The organism is Streptomyces sp. 5K101 (assembly GCF_046506645.1).
GTDB lineage: Bacteria > Actinomycetota > Actinomycetes > Streptomycetales > Streptomycetaceae > Streptomyces.
This window is the reverse complement of sequence record NZ_JBKFFO010000004.1, coordinates 393956-411758: the sequence shown is the minus strand read 5'-3', so window position 1 is coordinate 411758 and position 17803 is coordinate 393956. Positions and strand designations below refer to the sequence as shown.

Annotated in this window: 15 protein-coding genes and 2 pseudogenes; 4 read left to right on the top strand and 13 right to left on the bottom strand. The window is 72.4% G+C overall.

Annotated features, from left to right (window positions below; all coding sequences use genetic code 11):
• Nucleotides 1-9: 9 nt before the first annotated feature.
• The gene (locus tag ACLB9X_RS10285) at nt 10-1272 is read right to left on the bottom strand and encodes an ABC transporter substrate-binding protein (RefSeq protein ID WP_410359950.1); all 1263 of its coding nucleotides are present in this window, start codon (nt 1270-1272) and stop codon (nt 10-12) included.
• Between the two features lie 406 nt (nt 1273-1678).
• Between ACLB9X_RS10285 and ACLB9X_RS10280 the strand changes: the two genes are divergently transcribed.
• Nucleotides 1679-1945, top strand: coding sequence for a DUF4235 domain-containing protein (locus ACLB9X_RS10280; RefSeq protein ID WP_410359949.1), 267 nt, complete (start codon nt 1679-1681; stop codon nt 1943-1945).
• Nucleotides 1946-2152: 207 nt separating this feature from the next.
• On the opposite strand, the gene ACLB9X_RS10275 is transcribed toward ACLB9X_RS10280, so the two are convergent.
• The 3 genes from ACLB9X_RS10275 to ACLB9X_RS10265 form a co-directional block, all read right to left on the bottom strand.
• Nucleotides 2153-3154, bottom strand: a complete 1002-nt coding sequence (locus ACLB9X_RS10275) for an NEW3 domain-containing protein (RefSeq protein ID WP_410359948.1) — start codon at nt 3152-3154, stop codon at nt 2153-2155.
• A 50-nt stretch (nt 3155-3204) separates the two neighbouring features.
• Complete coding sequence (locus ACLB9X_RS10270) at nt 3205-4644, bottom strand: Gfo/Idh/MocA family protein (protein ID WP_410359947.1); 1440 nt, start codon at nt 4642-4644, stop codon at nt 3205-3207.
• Nucleotides 4645-5690: 1046 nt separating this feature from the next.
• Nucleotides 5691-6731 carry a LacI family DNA-binding transcriptional regulator gene (locus ACLB9X_RS10265; protein WP_410359946.1) on the bottom strand — a complete coding sequence of 347 codons (1041 nt, stop codon included), beginning with the start codon at nt 6729-6731 and terminating at the stop codon, nt 5691-5693.
• Between the two features lie 262 nt (nt 6732-6993).
• Between ACLB9X_RS10265 and ACLB9X_RS10260 the strand changes: the two genes are divergently transcribed.
• Nucleotides 6994-8790 carry a glycoside hydrolase family 35 protein gene (locus tag ACLB9X_RS10260; protein WP_410359945.1) on the top strand — a complete coding sequence of 599 codons (1797 nt, stop codon included), beginning with the start codon at nt 6994-6996 and terminating at the stop codon, nt 8788-8790.
• Nucleotides 8791-8978: 188 nt separating this feature from the next.
• Here the strand turns inward: ACLB9X_RS10260 and ACLB9X_RS10255 are convergent, their stop codons facing one another.
• The 8 genes and pseudogenes from ACLB9X_RS10255 to ACLB9X_RS10220 form a co-directional block, all read right to left on the bottom strand.
• Nucleotides 8979-9815, bottom strand: coding sequence for a ketose-bisphosphate aldolase (locus ACLB9X_RS10255; RefSeq protein WP_410359944.1), 837 nt, complete (start codon nt 9813-9815; stop codon nt 8979-8981).
• Nucleotides 9796-10038, bottom strand: a complete 243-nt coding sequence (locus ACLB9X_RS10250) for a hypothetical protein (protein WP_410359943.1) — start codon at nt 10036-10038, stop codon at nt 9796-9798. Before ACLB9X_RS10250 ends, ACLB9X_RS10255 begins: the two co-directional genes overlap by 20 nt.
• Nucleotides 10019-10205, bottom strand: a pseudogene (locus ACLB9X_RS10245) (1-phosphofructokinase); the annotation flags it as partial. The gene ACLB9X_RS10250 and the pseudogene ACLB9X_RS10245, both read right to left, overlap by 20 nt.
• Nucleotides 10206-10405: 200 nt before the next feature.
• A pseudogene (locus ACLB9X_RS10240) lies at nt 10406-11320 on the bottom strand (ROK family protein); the annotation flags it as partial.
• Entirely contained in the window at nt 11313-12263 is a 951-nt protein-coding gene (locus ACLB9X_RS10235; protein WP_410359942.1) for an SIS domain-containing protein, read from the bottom strand. The gene ACLB9X_RS10235 and the pseudogene ACLB9X_RS10240, both read right to left, overlap by 8 nt.
• A 54-nt stretch (nt 12264-12317) precedes the next feature.
• Entirely contained in the window at nt 12318-13214 is an 897-nt protein-coding gene (locus ACLB9X_RS10230) for a carbohydrate ABC transporter permease (RefSeq protein WP_410359941.1), read from the bottom strand.
• On the bottom strand, nt 13214-14134 hold the full coding sequence (locus tag ACLB9X_RS10225) for a carbohydrate ABC transporter permease (RefSeq protein WP_410359940.1): 921 nt from the start codon (nt 14132-14134) through the stop codon (nt 13214-13216). The genes ACLB9X_RS10230 and ACLB9X_RS10225 overlap by 1 nt, the downstream gene beginning before the upstream one ends.
• Before the next feature lie 39 nt (nt 14135-14173).
• Entirely contained in the window at nt 14174-15436 is a 1263-nt protein-coding gene (locus ACLB9X_RS10220; protein ID WP_410359939.1) for an extracellular solute-binding protein, read from the bottom strand.
• Nucleotides 15437-15678: 242 nt separating this feature from the next.
• Here ACLB9X_RS10220 and ACLB9X_RS10215 point away from each other — a divergent pair, with 242 nt between their 5' ends.
• The gene (locus ACLB9X_RS10215; protein ID WP_410359938.1) at nt 15679-16476 is read left to right on the top strand and encodes a DeoR/GlpR family DNA-binding transcription regulator; all 798 of its coding nucleotides are present in this window, start codon (nt 15679-15681) and stop codon (nt 16474-16476) included.
• Nucleotides 16477-16588: 112 nt separating this feature from the next.
• On the opposite strand, the gene ACLB9X_RS10210 is transcribed toward ACLB9X_RS10215, so the two are convergent.
• Nucleotides 16589-16948, bottom strand: coding sequence for an ROK family protein (locus ACLB9X_RS10210; RefSeq protein WP_410359937.1), 360 nt, complete (start codon nt 16946-16948; stop codon nt 16589-16591).
• Here ACLB9X_RS10210 and ACLB9X_RS10205 point away from each other — a divergent pair.
• The gene (locus ACLB9X_RS10205; RefSeq protein WP_410359936.1) at nt 16914-17780 is read left to right on the top strand and encodes an alpha-N-acetylglucosaminidase C-terminal domain-containing protein; all 867 of its coding nucleotides are present in this window, start codon (nt 16914-16916) and stop codon (nt 17778-17780) included. The two genes, ACLB9X_RS10210 and ACLB9X_RS10205, sit on opposite strands and share 35 nt — an antisense overlap.
• Nucleotides 17781-17803 lie beyond the last annotated feature (23 nt).

Sequence of the window (17803 nt, the reverse complement as noted above, 5' to 3'; positions counted from 1 at the left end):
CCGTCGCCCTCACTCCTCCCCCCGGCTCACCTCCGTGCGCACGGTCTGCAGCTTCCCCTTGTCGTCGTACGCGTAGACCTCGATGGTCGCCTGGCCGGGCTCTCCGGCGTCGGTGAACTCGAGCGGGCCGCTGACACCGTCGTAGTCGATGTCCTTCCCGTCGGCCAGCAGCTCCTTGCAGGCGGCGAACGCCGTGCACTTGTCGCCGTCCTTGGTGATGCCGACCATCTCCTTGGCGAAGGCGCCGGGGTCGTCGGACTTCGCCTTCTCGGCGGCCAGCGCGATCGTCGTCACGCAGTCGAAGACCTGCGGCGCGAACTGCAGCTCCTTCAGCTCCGGCGCGAACGCCTTGAGCTGCTTCACGTACTCGGCGTTGGACGCCGACGCCGGCGCCGTACCCTTCATGCCGGCCAGCCGCTCGGGGTTCTTCGGCGCGACCAGGGAGGGCAGCTCCGCGCTGCGCAGGCCGTCGGCCCCGTATACGCCGATCTGCTGCGGACCGACTCCGGCCTCGATGAGCCCTTGCAGGATCTGCGCGCCCTCCTCGAACGAGATGACCACGACGCCGTCCGGGTCCGCGTTCCTGACCTGCTGCACGAGCTGGTCGTAGGTGGTCGCCCTCGGGTCGTACGTCTCGGCGACCACGACCTGGGTGCCGCCCTGCTCCAAGGCGTCCCTGGTGGCTTCGAGCAGCCCGCGCCCGTAGTCGTCGGCCCGCGCGACGAGTGCCACCCGCTCGTGTCCGTCGGCGCGGACGACGTCCGCCAGCACCGGCCCCTGCAGTACGTCGCTGGGCGCGGTGCGGAAATAGAAGCCGCCGTCGTCGTAGTCGGTGAACGTCGGTGCCGTGTTGGACCCGGAGCACTGGACGACGCCCGCTCCGGTCACGCGGTCGATGAACGACAGCGACATCCCGGACGCCGCCGCGCCGATGATCGCGTCCACCCCGCCCGCCAGCACGCGGTCGGCCGACTGCGCCGCCACGGCCTCCTGCCCTGCCTCGTCACCCGAGACCACCGCGGGGATCGGCCTGCCGAGAACGCCGCCCGCGTCATTGATCGTCTTGATCGCGAACTTCATCGACTGGATCTGCGGAGGCCCGAGAAAGGCCAGCTGACCGGTCTCCGGCAGGACGTACCCGAGTTTCAGTTCGCCGTCCTCGTCCCGGCCCGCCGCCGCCGAGGCGCCCCCACCGCCGCTCGGGCCGCAGACGGCCAGGGTGAGTGCGACCGCGCCCAGGAAGATCGCGGACCGCCGTATCGACGTGTGCATGTCCGCCTCCTCGGAAGAGGCTCTGTGCTGTTCTGTAACGAGCGTAATCCGCGCACATGGCGTTGTCGGTGCCCGAGGGAGATACCTGGCGCGCCTGCGGCCGGGCACTGGCCTGGGCCCCCGTCGCCGCCGCGCGATGCGTGACGCCCTCGCGGAGTACGAGACCGGCTGTGGCCGTGGTGTGCGGCATGGGCGGCAACACGGCGGTCGCTGTTCGACCCCGATGCCCTGGACCGCCGGTTGAGGAGGCGGTCGACCGGATACTCGCGCGGAGCGATACGTGGCCCGCCGGCGCGCAGTGGCGGGCGGTCGCCCGGCTGAGGCGGAGCCGTATGCGCAGCCGCGCGACACCCGCCGCCGGCGCACTCATCGTGCTGCTGCTCATTCGCCGCTCCAGGAGGCACCGATGAAAGCCTCGAAGATCGCTTACAAGCCCCTTGGCATAGCCATGGGCGCTGTCAGCGGCGTCCTGGCCGGCGCGGTGTTCAAGCAGGTCTGGAAACAGCTCGGGCATGAGGAAGACGCTCCCGATGCCACCGACGAGAACCGCACCTGGCGCGAGGTCCTGTCGGCAGCCGCCCTGCAGGGCGCGATCTTCGCCGGAGTCAAAGCCGCCGTCGACCGCGGAGGCGCCACCGCCACCCGCCACCTGACAGGCACCTGGCCGGGCTGACCCTTCTGTCGACTGTCCGACATCCCGGACTGTTCACACCGCCTGTATCAGCGCGTCGCCGTATGTCCGGCGACCTGCGCGCGGCGTCCGCTCGGCTCCGAGGCGGGTCAGCAGCGGCGGGGCGGCACAACGATGCCGAGACGGACGAAAGCCGGCCGGCGGAGGGCGTCTCGCTCCGCCGGCCGGCCGTACAGCGCCCCCCCGCGGCTAGGGGGCGACCGCCATGTCGAACAGGTGGACGTTGGCGTTCGCCGGCAGGACGACCACCTCGACCGTCTTCGCCGGGTCGAGCGGGACCGAGTGGGCGAACACCCGGTAGGCGATGCCCGCGTTGCCGTAACCGTCGGGCCGGTTGCGGCCGTCCGTCGACTTGACCAGCGTCGCGCCGTGCGCCGTGGCGTCCTGGAAGGACCAGTTGGGGAAGCCCACCGCACCACGGGTGCTGGTCCCGTCGGTGTAGATCACCGTCGCGGTGCCGACGGCCCCGGTGGTGACGCCCGAGCCGAGGAAGACCAGGCGGCTTCCCTTGCCGTCGAGCCGCACGGCCTGCCCCGTGCTCGCCACGTTGTTCTTCGTTCCCGGCGCGGCGGACGGCCAGGTCAGCCGCGCGCCCAGGGCGGTCACGGGCGCACCCGGCGTGAGCCCGACGGCCGCCAGCTTCTGCGCGGAGAAGCTGTTGCCCTCACCGTCGTAGTCACCGGGCGCGGTGTTGCTCTCGTCGGTGATGCCGACGTTGTTGTACGCGTCCGAGAGGCGGTCCAGGACCGGACCGGAACGCTGCACGCGCGTGCCGGTGGCCGTGCCCTGGCCGTCGCCGCCCTTGTAGGTGGCGGTGGCCGTGAACGTGCGCATCGTGAATCCGGGGCGCGGCTCCGGCACCTGGATCATGAACTCCGCCGTCGCGGCCGCGCCCGGCGCGTACGAACCGTCGACGCTGCGCTCGGCGGGCTGCACCGCCCACCCCGCGGGGCCCGCGAAGGTGACCGTGAGGCGGCGCATGCGCTCCGGCCCCGCGTTGGTGACGGTGACCTTCACCGCCGATATCGCCGGGCCGTCCAGGTCGACGGGGGAGATGGCCACCTCGGTGCGTGCCGCGGGCGCGGGCTCGTCGGCGGCCTGCGCGGCGGCCGCGGGGGCGGAGGTGAACGCGAGGGCCGCCACCGCGAGGGCCGCCACGGCTCTTCGCGGCGCGGTCAGAAGAACGGACATCGCTGCTCGCTCCTTGTCTCAGGGGGACGGGGGAGAGGAGAGGGCCGGCGTCACACCGGCGGCATCTCGGTCATGCGGGAATCGAGCCCGCCCCGCAGGTTCACCCACGCGCCCCGCGTGAAGTCGGGCACCGCCACGGGCTTCCCCTTGCGGTCCAGGGACATGACGCTCAGCGGAACCGGGGAGCACCAGGCGGCCGAGTCGTACACGTCGATGTCCGGCACCAGACCGGCCCGCATCTGCTGCACCGTGCGCCACTGCAGGACGTAGTCCATGCCGCCGTGCCCGCCGTTGTTCGCCGCGTCGTCGCCGATCTTCTTCCAGAGCCAGTGGTCGAACTCCTTGCGGTACGGCTCGAAGTCCCGCCAGGAGTGGCCGCCGTGGTCCGGCTCGAAGTAGATGCGGCCGCCGGTCCGGGACGTGCCCGCGTAGTCCTCGAAGATGCCCCGGCTGCCGGCGAGGGAGTTGATGCGGCTGTACGGACGCGGCGAACTCACCTCGTGCTCGGCCCGGATGACGCGCCCCTTCGCCGTGTCGATCAGGCAGGTGACGAGGTCGCCGTTGATGTACGTCTCGTTCCAGGACGGGTGGCCCTTGGGGACGAATCGCTCGCGGTAGTCGGCCAGTCCCCTGGGGGCGGTGGCGGTGGCGCGCAGCGTGGTCATCCGGTCGCCGCGGTTGATGTCCATCGCCGCGGCGACGGGGGCGAGGCCGTGCATCGCGTAGAAGGACGCCGTGCTGCGGGTGTGCCACAGGCGGCGCCAGGAGTCCGTGTAGTACGTGTTCGAGAACAGCAGCGCGCGCAGGTCGTGCAGGTAGCCGCCGTGCCCGTTGGTGATGTCGCCGAACACGCCCTCGTGCGCCATCTTGAGCATCGCCAGCTCGTTGCGCCCGTACGAGCAGTTTTCGGCGAGCATCAGGTGGCGGCGGGTTTGCTCGCAGGTGTTGACCAGGTCCCACAGCTCGTCGAGCTCGGTGGCGATGGGGAGTTCGACGATGACGTGCTTCCCGGCGAGCAGGGAGGCCCTGCCCTGCTCGTAGTGGAACTCCCACGGCGTCGCGATGTACACGAGGTCGATGTCGTCGCGCTTCAGCATCTCGGCGTACGACTCGTCGGAGCCGCCGTACTCGGCGGGGCGCGGCTTGCCCGCCTTGACCAGGTCGTCCGCCACGCGCTTGGCGCGGTCGGCGCGGATGTCGCAGACGGCGGTCACCTGGCAGCCGGGGACGACGGACCAGCCCTTGCTCATCCCGTTGCCACGGTTGCCGAGTCCGATGACGGCGACGCGGACGATCCGGTGTGCCTCGTACGGCACGTTGATCATGGAGGTCTGACCGGGCCGGCGACTCGGCGTGGCCGCCCCGGCCGGGTCGGCGTCGGGCGTGGCGGACGCCGGAGAGGCGGCGCCGGCCCCCAGACCGACGGCGAGCGCGCCGGCAGCGGCGCCTCCGAGCACCGAACGCCGTGAGACTTCGGGGACTTCAGGCATGACGAGCTCCAGACATGGGGTCGGCATCACTGGCGGGACGACTCTGACGGGACGGCGCGGGTGTGTCAATAGATGCTTACAGGAACCGACTTCCAAACAGAAACACGCAAGTGGCGTGCGGTGGCGACCTGCGCGGTCGCCCTGCCCGGATGATGCCGTGGGCGACGCGCGTAGTGGGGGAACCGGACGGTCATGTGGCGAGGGCGCGTCGCCCGTCCGCGCCGGGATGCGGGTGCGTGCGGTTTCACCGGGCTGCACGGAAAGCCGGCCCGGGCCCGGCCCCGCCACGTGCCCGGCACGCGTGTGCGCGTGGTGATGGTGTTTCACCGGCCCGCGCGGAAAATCGGCTGTGTGCCCGGCGCGCACGGACCCCGGCCCGTACGCCGCCCGCGGGCGGGCCCCTGCGCGGTGGCGGCGCGCGGGCTCGGCCGAGGACTGCGCCGGCGACTGCGGGCGGCTCTTGCGCCGTGGCGGTGCGAGAGGGCCCGGCGTGGGAGCCGCGCCGGCCACTGCGGCAATGGGCCGGTCTTGGCCCGCAGGCCGCGTGAGCGGGCCCCTGCGCGGCGGCGGCGCGCAGGCCGCGTCCCGGGGAACCACGCCGGCGACTGCGGGCAATGGGCCGGAAATTGGCCCGTGGGCCGAGTGCGGCCGGGCCCCTGCGCTGTGGCGTCGTGCAGGCCCCGTCCGGTGAGCTGCGCCAGCGATGCAGGCAGTGGGCCGGGACTTGGCTTGTGGGCGGGCCCCGGTGGCGTGCGCGCGAGGGCTCGGCGTGGGAGCCGCGCTGGTCGCGCCGCTTGCGGGCGGGCCCTGCGCGGTGGCGTGCGCGCGGGGGCTCGGCCGGGGAGCTGTGCCGGCGGCTGCGGGCAGTGGGCCGGTCTTGGCCCGTGGGCCGCTCGAGGGCGGGCTCTTGCGCCGTGGCGGTGCGCGCGGGCTCGGCGTGGGAGCTGCCTCGGTCAGTGGCGCGACATTGGGCCGGGCCTTGGCCCGGTAGGCCGCCGCGGGCGTGCGCTCGCAGGCCGCGGGACGGGCCGCCCCCGTGGGTGGCGTCAGGGCGTCGTGCCGCGGGCGTAGGTCGTGCTCGTACGGACGATCAGTTTCGGCTCCACCGACGCCGGTTCGCGCGCCGCCTCCGGGTCGTCGATCTGCCGCAGCAGATGGCCGACCGCCAGCGCGCCCATCTCCGCGAACGGCTGCGCCACCGTCGTCAGCGACGGCGAGCAGTACTCGGCCAGGGCGATGTCGTCGACCCCGACGACCGAGATCTCCTCCGGCACGCGCCGGCCCAGCTCGTGCAGGGCCCGGATCACGCCGAACGCCATCTCGTCGCTCGCGACGAAGACCGCCGTCACCTCCGGGATGCGGCCCAGGATCAGGCCGTTGCGGTACCCCGACGAAGGCGACCAGTCGCCCTTGAGTGCCGGCGGCACGGTCCTGCCCTCCGCCTCCAACGTCTCCCGCCAGCCCCGGAGGCGGCTCGCCGCGTCGAGCCATTCGCCCGGCCCCGCGATGTGCCAGATGGTCTCGTGTCCCAGGTCGAGCAGGTGGCGCGTCGCCAGTCGCGCTGCCTGTGACTGGTCCACCGCCACGACCTCGGACGCCTCGGTGCGCGATCCGTCGATGGTGACGCTGGGCAGCGAACCGGTGAGCTGCTCGATGCGCGGGCTCACATGGATGAGCGGGATCGCGAGGATGATCCCCTCGACGCGCTGGTCCGCGAGTCGCGAGAGCGCACCCTCCACGGCGGAGGTGTCGAGCGACGCGGTCGACGCGGTGGACACCGCGTACCCGGCCGCCCGCGCCGCGCTCTCGATGCCGAAGGTCAGGGTCAGCCGGGAGTAGAACGTCGTCTGCAGCGTCACCACGCCGATCGTCCGGCTCCGCCCGGACGAGAGGATCTGCGCCGCGCTGTTCATGCGGTAGCCGAGCTGGTCGACGGCGGCGAGCACCTTCGCGCGGGTCCGCTCCCGGACGTTCGGGTGCCCGGACAGCACGCGCGAGACGGTCTGGGCGGACACCCCCGCGAGGCGGGCCACGTCGGCCATGCCGGGCGGCCGCCCGGTGCCCTCGCCACCGTTCACTGTCTGCATGCGGCCCTCTCTCCGTTCTCCAGACCGGATGATATCGGCCACATGGTCGTCACGGTAGGTGATGCCTGCCTCCGAGTCAGCTATTGGCATCGATAACATTCTCTGCCATAGTTCCGGCCATCGCAGGCGGAGCCGAACGTGTCCGGGTCTGATCCCTGCCCACGCTCACCAGGAGGGCCGTGAAGAGGACTCGTACGCGCGCGGCGTCCTTCGTCGCTCTGCAGCGCTGTTGGCGCGGGGGCATGACCGCTGGAGCCGTCACGTGAGCCGCCCGGCCGCAACCCCCCTGCTGACCCACCCCGACGGCGAACTGCTACGGGCCGGCCGCCCCCACCGCGTCCTCGCCGGAACGCTGCACTACTTCCGGGTCCACCCCGACCAGTGGCGCGACCGGCTGGAACGCCTGGCCGCCATGGGCCTCAATACCGTGGACACGTACGTCGCCTGGAACTTCCACGAACGGCGCCCCGGCGAGCACCGGTTCGACGGCTGGCACGATGTCGAACGCTTCGTCCGCACCGCCCAGGACACCGGTCTCGACGTGATCGTCCGGCCCGGCCCGTACATCTGCGCCGAGTGGGACAACGGCGGACTGCCCGCGTGGCTGACCGACCGGCCCGGCATGCGGCTGCGCTCCTCGCACGGCCCCTACCTGGAGGAGGTCGCCCGCTGGTTCGACGTCGTCGTGCCCAGGATCGCCGCGCTCCAGGCCGCACACGGCGGGCCCGTCGTCGCCGTCCAGGTGGAGAACGAGTACGGCAGCTACGGGGACGACCACGCCTACGTGCGCTGGGTGCGCGACGCCCTGGTGGAGCGCGGCATCACCGAACTCCTCTACACCGCCGACGGCCCCACCGAGCTGATGCTCGACGGCGGCACCCTGCCCGGCGTCCTCGCCACCGCCACCCTCGGCTCCCGGGCCGGCCAGGCCGCACAGCTGCTGCGTTCACGGCGGGAGGGGGAGCCGTTCGTATGCGCCGAGTTCTGGAACGGGTGGTTCGACCACTGGGGCGAGAAGCACCACACCCGCGCCGCCGGCAGCGCCGTCGCCACGCTGGACGAGATCCTCGGCGCCGGCGGTTCGGTCAGCCTCTATTCCGCGCACGGCGGCACCAACTTCGGGCTGGGGGCCGGCGCCAACCACGACGGCGTCCTCCAGCCCACCGTCACCAGCTACGACTCCGACGCGCCGGTCGCCGAACACGGCGTCCTCACCCCGAAGTTCCACGCCATGCGGGACCGGCTGCTCGCGGTCACCGGGGCCGCGGCACGCCCCCTGCCCGAAGCACCGCGCCTGCTCCCGCCGCGCACGCTGCCCCTCACGCGGCGGGCCGGACTGCTCGGCGCGCTGGAGGCCGTGTCCGACGCCGTCGCCTCGCCCGATCCGCTGAGCTTCGGGCAGCTCGGGCAGGCATCCGGACTCGTCCTGTACCGCGCCCACCCCATGCTGCCGCCCGGCACCGTCGAACTGACCGTGACCGGCCTGCATGACCGCGCGCAGGTCTTCCTCGACGGCACCGCCGTCGGCGTCCTGGAACGCGAGACGGCCTCCCTCACCCTGGGCGGCGGGCGCGGCCGCGCCGTCCGCCTGGAACTGCTCGTGGAGAACCAGGGACGCATCAACTACGGCCCGCTGCTGGGCCAGGGCAAGGGCATCCTCGGCGGAGTACGCATCGGGCGCCGCATCGTCCACAACTGGACGATGCACCCGCTGCCGCTCGACGAGTGGACGACCGGCCTCCTCGACCGGGCGGTGCGGGCCGCACCGGCGGACGGGACGACGGGCTTCGCCACGGCCGCCTTCACGGCGGACGGGACCGCGGACACCTTCGTCGCGTTCCCCGGCTCCGGCAAGGGCTTCGTCTGGGTCAACGGCTTCCTGCTGGGCCGCTACTGGAAGATCGGCCCGCAGGTCACGCTCTACCTGCCGGCCCCGCTGACCGTCGCGGGCGAGAACACCCTCACCGTGCTCGAACTGGAGCACCTCGGCGACACGGTGGAACTGCGCGACACCCCCGAACTCGGCCCGCCGGAGGAGTACATCGAGACGTTCTCCTGACCGGCCCGCGACCGCCCGCCGTCGTGCTCACCAGGGGAGGGACACGGACGGCGGGCCCTTGCGCGTCCGCGGGCCGCGCCGGCCCGGACTCGTGGCGGGAGCTGCCCGCACCCGCGGCCCCGGTACACGACGGGAGCGGCCCGCGCCCGGCGGCCCGCTCCCGTCGCCCTCCTCCCGCCTCGCGGGTCTCAGACCCCCGCGAGGACGCCCAGCAGCCTCGCCACCTCCGACGCCACCGCGTCACGGGCCGGGCCGAGGTACTTGCGGGGGTCGGCGACGTCGGGGGACGCCTCCAGACGCTCCCGCACGGTGCGAGTGAACAGCTTGTTGAGGTGGGTGGAGATGTTCACCTTCGTCATCCCCGCCGTGACCGCCTTCGCCAGATCCGTGTCACCCACACCCGACGAACCGTGCAGCACCAGCGGCACGGGCACCGCCTCGCGCAGCCGCGCGATGAGCTCGAAGTCGAGGACCGCGTCCCGGGTGAGCATGGCGTGCGAACTGCCCACGGCGACGGCCAGCGCGTCGACGGCCGTCGACGCGGCGAACGCCCGGGCCTCGTCCGGATCGGTCCGGACGCCGGGCGCGTGCGCGCCGTCCTTGCCGCCGACCTCGCCCAGCTCGGCCTCGACCCACACGCCGGCGCGGTGGCAGTGGTCGGTGATCTCCCGCGTGGCGGCCACGTTCTCGTCGTAGGGGAGTTTGGAGGCGTCGAACATGACGGAGGTGAAGCCGAGGCCGACGGCCTCACGGACCAGGTCGGGGGACTCGGCGTGGTCGAGGTGCACCGCCACCGGGACAGCGGCCGCCCGCGCGACGGCGAGGGAGGCGAGCCCGACCGGGGCGAGCCCGCCGTGGTAGCGGACGGTGTTCTCGCTGATCTGCAGGACGACCGGCAGCTGGGCGAGCTCGGCGCCGGCGACGATCGCCTCGGCGTGTTCGAGCTGCACGACGTTGAACGCGCCGACACCCGAGGTGTTCGCGCGGGCCGGACCGACGATGTCGTCAGTGGACGTGAGAGGCATGGGTGTTCTCCACGGAAGCGGTGGTACGGAACTGGCCGTAGATGTCCCCGTCGACATCGCCGGCCATGGGGCAGGGGACCGCGGCAGCCGAGAGCGCCACGGCCTCGCGCAGGCGGACCGGCCACGGATCGCCGTTCGCGAGCGCGGCGACACAGGCGTCGCCCGCGCCCGTCGGGTTGCCGAACAGCCGGCGCGGGGGAGTGGCCCGCCACGTGCCCTGCAAGTCCCGTCACCGTCGCCGGTGTGCCGAGGGCCGACAGGACGCGCGCGACGTTGACGCCCTTGCCGCCGGCCCGTTCGTGGGCGGCGCGCACACGGTGCGAACCGCGCGGCACAAGGGACCTCGTAGTTGACGTCGAGCGCCTCGTTCAGGGTCACGGTGAGGATCACGACGCCCCGGTTCCCGCCACCCGCTGGCACCCGGACACGGCGGTTCCCGCCGTCCCTCGGCCGCGCCGAGCAGCCTCGGCTTCCGCCGTACCCCCCGACTCGCGCGCAGCCGCGGCCGCTTCCGTCGGCGCGGGGCCGCGGAGAGCCGTCGGCTCGCGGGTACCCCACTCATGGTGACCGGGCCCGACCCCCGCCGCCTGCCACGCCAGGATCCCGGCGCCCAGGCAGCCGGCCCCGTCGCCCAGTTCCGCACGGACCAGTTCGGGCCGGCGCTGGAAGGTGAGCCGTTCGCCGAGACGCGCCCGCAGCGGATCGAGCAGCAGGCCGCCCGCTTCCGCGAGGCCGCCGCCGATCACGATCAGACCCGGGGCGAGGAGCGTCGTGAACGTCGCCAGCGCCGCCGCCAGCGCCTCGACCGCGCGGTCCCACACGGCCACGGCCACGGGGTCGCCCTGCGCCACCAGGCGCGCCACCCCGGCGGCGCCGTCGACGGCGCGCCCGGAACGTGCCGTGTACGCCGCCTCGATCGCCGCCGCGGACGCCACGGTCTCCAGGCAGCCGCGGCCGCCGCAGGCGCACGGATCACCGTCCGGCTCCACCACGGCGTGGCCGAGCTCCCCGGCGTACCCGCCGCCGCGCACCACCCGGCCCTCGCACACGACAGCCGCCGAGACGCCGGTGCCCACGGGCACGAAGAGCACGTCCCGCACACCGCGCGCGGCACCGGCACGGCACTCGGCGAGCCCGCCGGCGCGCACGTCGTGCCCGAGCGCGACGGGCAGGCCCGACGCGTCCCGCAGCAGCGCCGCGAGCGGCAGGTCCGACCAGCCGATGTTGGCGGAGTGCACCGCCCGCCCGGCCTCCTCGTCGACGATCCCGGGCACCACCGTGCCCGCATGGCGGACCGTCAGGTGCCGGTCGGCGGCCTGCGCCGCGAGATCGCGCAGCGCGCCGGTGATCGCGGCCACCACCGCGTCGGGGCCGTCCCGGCGGGGCGTCGGCCTGCGCAGTACGGCCAGGGGTGTCAGCGCCGGGTCGAGCACCGCCCCCTTCATGCCCGTGCCGCCGACGTCCAGCGCCACGACGCAGTCGCGGGCGCCGTGCGGATCAGGCATGGCTGTTCTCGAGGATCACGGACCGGGTGAGGTTGCGGGGGCGGTCGGGGTCGTACCCGCGCGCCTCGGCGAGCGCGACGGCCAGCCGCTGCACCCGGATCAGGTCCGCCAGCGGGTCGAGCGCACCGGCCGCGTCCCCCGACCCGGCGACGAACGTGCCGCCGACCCGCGCGACGTCGTCGGCCAGTCCGGCGGGCGCCGGACCGAAGAGCCATGCCACACGGCCGGGTCCGGTGATGCTGATCGGCCCGTGCCGGTACTCCATGGCCGGGTACGACTCGGTCCACGCGCCCGCGGCCTCCCGCATCTTGAGCCCTGCCTCCAGGGCGAGGCCGTAGGTCCAGCCCGTGCCGAGGAACGTGAACTGCTCGGCCGCGCGCACCTGGGCGCTGAGCGGCTCCGCGAGGGCACGTCCGGCGTCCTCGACGGCCCGTGCCAGCGGACGCACCCCGGCCGGCAGCGCGTCCTCGGCCTCCAGGTGCGCGCGCAGCAGGGCGAGGGCCGTGGTGGCGAAGCGGGTCTGGACGACCGACTGCTCGTCGGCGTAGTCCAGGACGGCGACGGCGTCGGCGGCGTCCATGACGGGGGTCGCGGGGTCGGCGGTGAGCGCCGCTGTCGCGACGGTGCCCTTCACCTCGGCCAGCAGGTCGAGGACCTCGGTGGTGGTGCCGGACCGAGTGATGGCGAGGATGCGGTCGTAGCCGCGGCCGGTGGGGAACTCGGAGGCGGCGAAGGCGTCGGTCTCGCCGTGGCCGCCCGCCTCGCGGAGCTGGGCGTACGCGAGGGCCATGAACCAGGAGGTGCCGCAGCCGACGACGGCGACACGCTCGTCGCGGCGCGGCAGGACGCCCGCGAGCGATCCGACGGACTCGGCCGCTCGCCTCCAGGTGTCCGGTTGGGAGGCGATCTCGACCGAGGTGCGGGAGGCGTCCGGGGCGGTCATGGGCTGAACTCCTTGCTCAGAAGGGTCGGTTGACGAACGAGGGGCGCGGGCCCGCTACTTGATGGATCCGGCGGTCAGACCGGACACCACCTTGCGCTCGATGAAAGCGAACAGCACGACGACGGGCACGATGGCGATGACCGAGCCGGCGAAGAGATAGTTCCACTGCACGGTGTAATTGCCGATGAAGCTGTTGATGCCGACGGTCAGCGGCTGGCTCTCGGGGATCGTCGACAGGGTCAGGCCCATGACGAACTCGTTCCACGCGGCGATGAAGGTGAAGATCGTCGCGGTGACGACGCCGGGCAGTGCCAGCGGCAGGGTGACCCGCAGCAGTGCCCCCATGCGCCCGAGGCCGTCGATCATCGCGGACTCCTCCAGGGCCACGGGGATCGAGCCGATGTACGCGGTGAGGATCCAGATGGCGAAGGCCAGGTTGAACGCGGCGTTGCACAGGATCAGCGTCCACACCGAGTTGAGCATGTCCAGCTGGTAGAACTCGCGGTAGAGGCCCACCAGGAGCGACGTCGGCTGGAACATCTGGGTGACGAGCACGAGCAGCAGGAACAGCTTGCGGCCCCGGTACGTCGTGCGCGCCGTGCAGTAGGCGGCGGGCAGGGCGACCAGCAGGACGAGCAACGTGGATCCGCCGGCCACCAGGAGGGTGACCCGCAGGTTGGCGCCGAGGTTCGATTCGCGCCACACGTCGACGAAGTTGGACCAGGCGAACTCGCCCGGCAGATACGTCGCGTCGCGCAGTTCACCGGCCGGCCGCAGCGCGGTGATCACCATCTCCGCGTACGGCAGGAGGAAGACCACAGCGATCATCCAGGCCGCCGCGGCGGCGACGACCGTGCGCGGCCGCAGGGCGCCGCCCGGCCGCCGGACGGTGTCCGTACGCGGCCCGGCAGGGGACCGGGCGACGGCCGGGGAGAGCGTCTGCTGGGCCATCAGGACTCCTCCTGGTTCCACCGGCTGGCCTTGAGGAAGACGGCGACCATGACCACGACCAGGGCGAAGTTGACGACGGACATGGCGGCGGACTCGCCGATGTCGGAGTTCTTGAGCTGGTACATGAAGACGGTGGTGGTGGCCGTGTCGCTGTCCGGGCCGCCGTGCGTCATGCTCCAGATGATCGGGAACGAGTTGAAGACGTTGATCAGGTTGATGACGACGCCGACCAGGAAGGCCGGCCGCAGCAGGGGCAGAGTGATCCGCCAGTACGTCTGCCAGGGACCGCTGCCGTCGACCCGCGCCGCCTCGTACACCTCGCCCGGCACGGTCTGCAGACCGGCGAGCAGCGTGTAGGCGGTGAACGGCAGGGAGACGAAGACCGCGACGAACATCATCCACGGCCAGGCGGTGGACGGCGTGCCGAGCCAGTCCTTCGGACCGTCGATCAGACCCAGGTCGGTCATCAGCGTGTTGAGGACGCCCGCGGTCTGGTTCAGCATCCACTTGAAGCCGATGGCGGTCATCACCACCGACGCGGCCCAGGGCGCGATGAGCGCCCAGCGGGTCACGCGCCGGCCGGGAAACCTCTGGTTGAACAGCTGCGCGAGCGCCAGCGAGATCACCATCGTGGCGGTGACCACGACCACGGTCCACACGACGGTGGCGAGGAGGACCGACGGCAGCGAGGGCTCGTCGAACAGCTGCCGGTACTTGTCGAATCCCGCCGAACCGCGGACGAAACCGCTGCTGCTGATCTTGAGGAAGGAGGTGCGGACCATCTCGTAGACGGGCCAGAGCACGACGAGCACGATGAGCAGGACGGCCGGGCCGATCCAGGGCAGCGGCCCGAGGCGGGCGAGCCCGCCGCCCCGGCCGGTGCGGCCGGAGCGGCGAGTCGTGGGGGAAGTGGTGGACACGAGGGTGCCTTCCGTGTCGGTGCGGGACGGGGCCGTCGGCTACTGGTCGGCGACCGCGTCCTGCGCCTTCTTCTGCAGCTCGCCCAGCACCTTCGCCGGATCGCCGCTCACCGCGGTGCCGCCGCTCTTCTTGATCTCGGCCGAGACGACGTCCCAGGTGGTGTCGCCGAGCGGGTAGAAGACCGCGTTCGGCAGCAGCTCGAAGAACGGCTCCAGGTCCTGGTGCTTCCCGTTGCCGGTCATCTCCTTGAGGGTGTCCTCGGTGACCGGCATGAGGTTGTAGGTCTCGTTGAACTTCAGCGTGTTCTCCTTGGAGTACGCGAAGTCCAGGAACTTCCTGATCTCTTCCTGGTGGCCGTTGTCCTTGAAGGCCATCATCCAGTCGGCGACGCCCAGCGTGGATGTCAGCACGCTCGACCTGCCCGGGATCGGTGCGACGCCGTAGTCGACCTTGCCGTCCTTCGCCATCTGGATCAGCGAGGGGTGGCCGTTGAGCATGGCGGCCTTGCCGGCGGCGAAGTCCGCGAACGCGGTCTTGCGGTCCGTCGTCGCCGGGTTGGCGTACGTGAGACCGGGCTCGACGAGGTGGGACTTCAGCCAGGAGAACGCCTCGACGTTGGCCTTGCTGTCGAGCGTGTACTTCCCCTCGCCGTCGGTGTAGCCGCCGCCGTTGCCGAGCTCCCAGATCAGCGACTCGCCCTGCGCCTCCTCGGGGCCGAGCGGCAGCGCGTACGGGGTGACGCCGGGCGCCTTGGCCTTGATCTTCTCGGCGGCGGCCGCCACCTCGTCCCACGTCCTGGGGGCCTCGGTGATGCCCGCCTTCGCGAAGACGTCCTTGTTGTAGAACAGGGCACGCGCCGAGGAGACGAACGGGATGCCGTACTGCGTCCCGTCGACCTCGCCGGCCTGCGCGAAACTGTCGATGAGGTTGGCGCGGGTCTTCTCGGAGAGGACCTCGTCGGCCTTGTGGAGCAGGCGGTCGGCGACCTTGTCGGCGTAGCCGCCGGTCTGGAGGACGTCGGGGACGTTCCCGCTCTGAATCATGGTCTTGACCTGGGCGTCGATGTCGTTCCAGTTGATGACCTGGACATCGATTTTGATCTTCGGGTTGGCGGCGGTGAACCTCTTGGCGACGTCCTGCCAGTAGGCCGTCGAGCTGTTGGACGCCTTGTCCCCGTAGTCGGCGGCGACGAGCTTCAGCGTCACCTCTCCGTCGGCCGAACCGCCGCCGCCTCCGCACGCCGTGAGCGTGAGCGCGCCGATCGCGCAGGCCGCGGAGAGAGCGAGTATGCGCTTGTTCACTGCCAAGACCGCCTTTGTCACAAGACCTCGACCCGGCACGGGGTCCCTTGCGCTGAGCACGCTGTCGCACGGCTGCCGCTGTTGTCAAGAGTTGTTCATTTCTCGTGACTTTCAAGCAGAAGTAAGCGAAATGATTGAGGGGTGGCTGGTGGCCGAGCCACCGACCTGCACCGTTCGGGCGCGTCCCCAGTACGATCAGTTGCAGCTCAGGGGCGGATGCACAGGCGACAAGGAGTCCGACGATGGCCAAGCACGAGCGCTGGAGCGCGCTGCTGGAGCTGCTCGCCGCCGAGGGACGCCTGGACGTCGAGGAGGCCGCGAGCGCGCTGGACGTGTCCAGCGCGACCATCCGCCGGGACCTCGACGAGCTGGCCGAGCAGCAGATGCTCGTCCGCACCCGTGGCGGCGCGATCGCGCACGGCGTCTCCTACGAACTGCCGCTGCGCTACAAGTCCTCGCGGCACGCCCCGGAGAAACAGCGGATCGCCGCGGCGGCCGTCGACCTCATCGGCGACGGCGAGGTGGTGGGGCTCAATGGCGGGACGACCACGACCGAGGTCGCCCGGACGCTCGCGCTGCGGGCCGGCGGCGGCCAGCGGGAGGCCACCGGCGTGCCCTCGCCCGCCTTCACCGTCGTGACCAACGCGCTCAACATCGCGGGGGAGCTCGCGGTACGTCCGCAGATCAAGATCGTGACCACCGGCGGGGTGGCCCGGCCCCAGACGTACGAGCTCGTCGGCCCGCTCACCATGGGCGTTCTCAACGAGGTCGTGCTGGACGCGGTCGTTCTCGGCGTCGACGGCGTGGACCCGCAACTGGGGATCATGGCGCACCACGAGGACGAGGCCAGCGTCAGCAGGTTGTTCGCCGAGCGGGCCCACCGTGTGATCGTCGTGACCGACTCGTCCAAGCTGGGCAGGCGCGCCTTCGCCAGGATCTGCGGACTCGACCGCATCGACGTCCTCGTGACCGACGCCAACATCTCCCCTGAGACCTCGGCCCGCCTGGCCGACGCAGGCGTCAAGGTCATCGCCGTCTGACACCGGTCGGCGCGCATCGTCGCCGTCCGACGCCACCCGGCCGTCCACCGGGGCGCCCGCCCGGGAGCCGGCCGCGCACCGGGACACCCGCCCGGGCGGCGGCCGTTGCCGGTCAGCCGGCCGTCATCCGTTCCTCCGCGGCATCGGGCGCGTGGCGCACCGTGCCGTACGCCACCGCCTGTTCGCCGAGCACCGACGCCTGCACGGTCACCGGCACCAGCGTGTGGCGGCGCAGCTGCCTGCGGACCGGTTCGAGGAGGACCTCGCCCCCGCGGGACACGCCTCCACCGATCACCACCCGGCCCGGGTCGAGCACCAGCAGCAGGGCCGCGAGGCCCCTGGCGAAACGCGTCGCCACGCGGTCCACCACCGCCACGGCAGCCGGGTCGCCGGCCGCCGCCGCCTCGAACAGGGGCGCGATGTCGTCCTCGTAGCCCGTGGGGGCGCCCGCCTCCAGGGCGTGGCGCAGCAAGCCCGGCAGCGCCCTGAAGGGCATCGCCTACCTGCCCGAAGGCACCGGCGGCTACCTCCTCGCCTACGAGCTGTTCACCGAACTGGCCTGGCGCACCGGCCCGCTCGACCACCGCGCCTGGTTCGCCGCGTACGCCGAGCGCCGCTACGGCGGAGCCGACCCGCACGCTGCCAAGGCGTGGGAGCTGCTGCGCACCGGCCCGTACAGCACCCCGTCCGGCCCGTGGTTGGCGGACGCCAGGTCGTGGGGGACGACGGACGCGGAGAGGGCCACGGCCGAGTTCGACGCCCGCTCGGTCCTCACCACCTGGGGACACCGCTCCGGCAGCGACAACGGCGGACTGCGCGACTACGCCAACCGCGAGTGGTCGGGGCTCGTGTCCGGCTTCTACGCCAAGCGGTGGGCCGCTGTACCTCGACTCGCTCGACACGGCGCTGGCGACCGGGCGCCCCCCTGCCGCCATCGACTGGTTCGCGTGGGAGAACGCCTGGAACCACCAGCGCGACCGCTATCCGGTGACGCCCGCGGGGGATCCCGTGGCCAAGGCGGCCGAGGTCCAGGCCGCCCTGCCCGCGCCCGCGGCCACGGAGCCGGTGACGGACTCCGGCGTCCGATGCGGGGACGTCACCGGCGGCAGCGCCGACGGCGCGAAGCTCCGGGCCTGCACCGCGGGTACCGAGCAGAAGGGGAACCTGTCCGGCTGATCGGACTGCGGCTGCGCGTAGGGCGCGAGGGCGGACACCGGGTGGAGATCGCTCCGTCCGGTGTCCGGCGCTGCCCAACCCCCTTGCGGCACAAGGACATCACAACGCACCACAACCCAACGATCTGATCGCACAGAACCCCACGCAACCC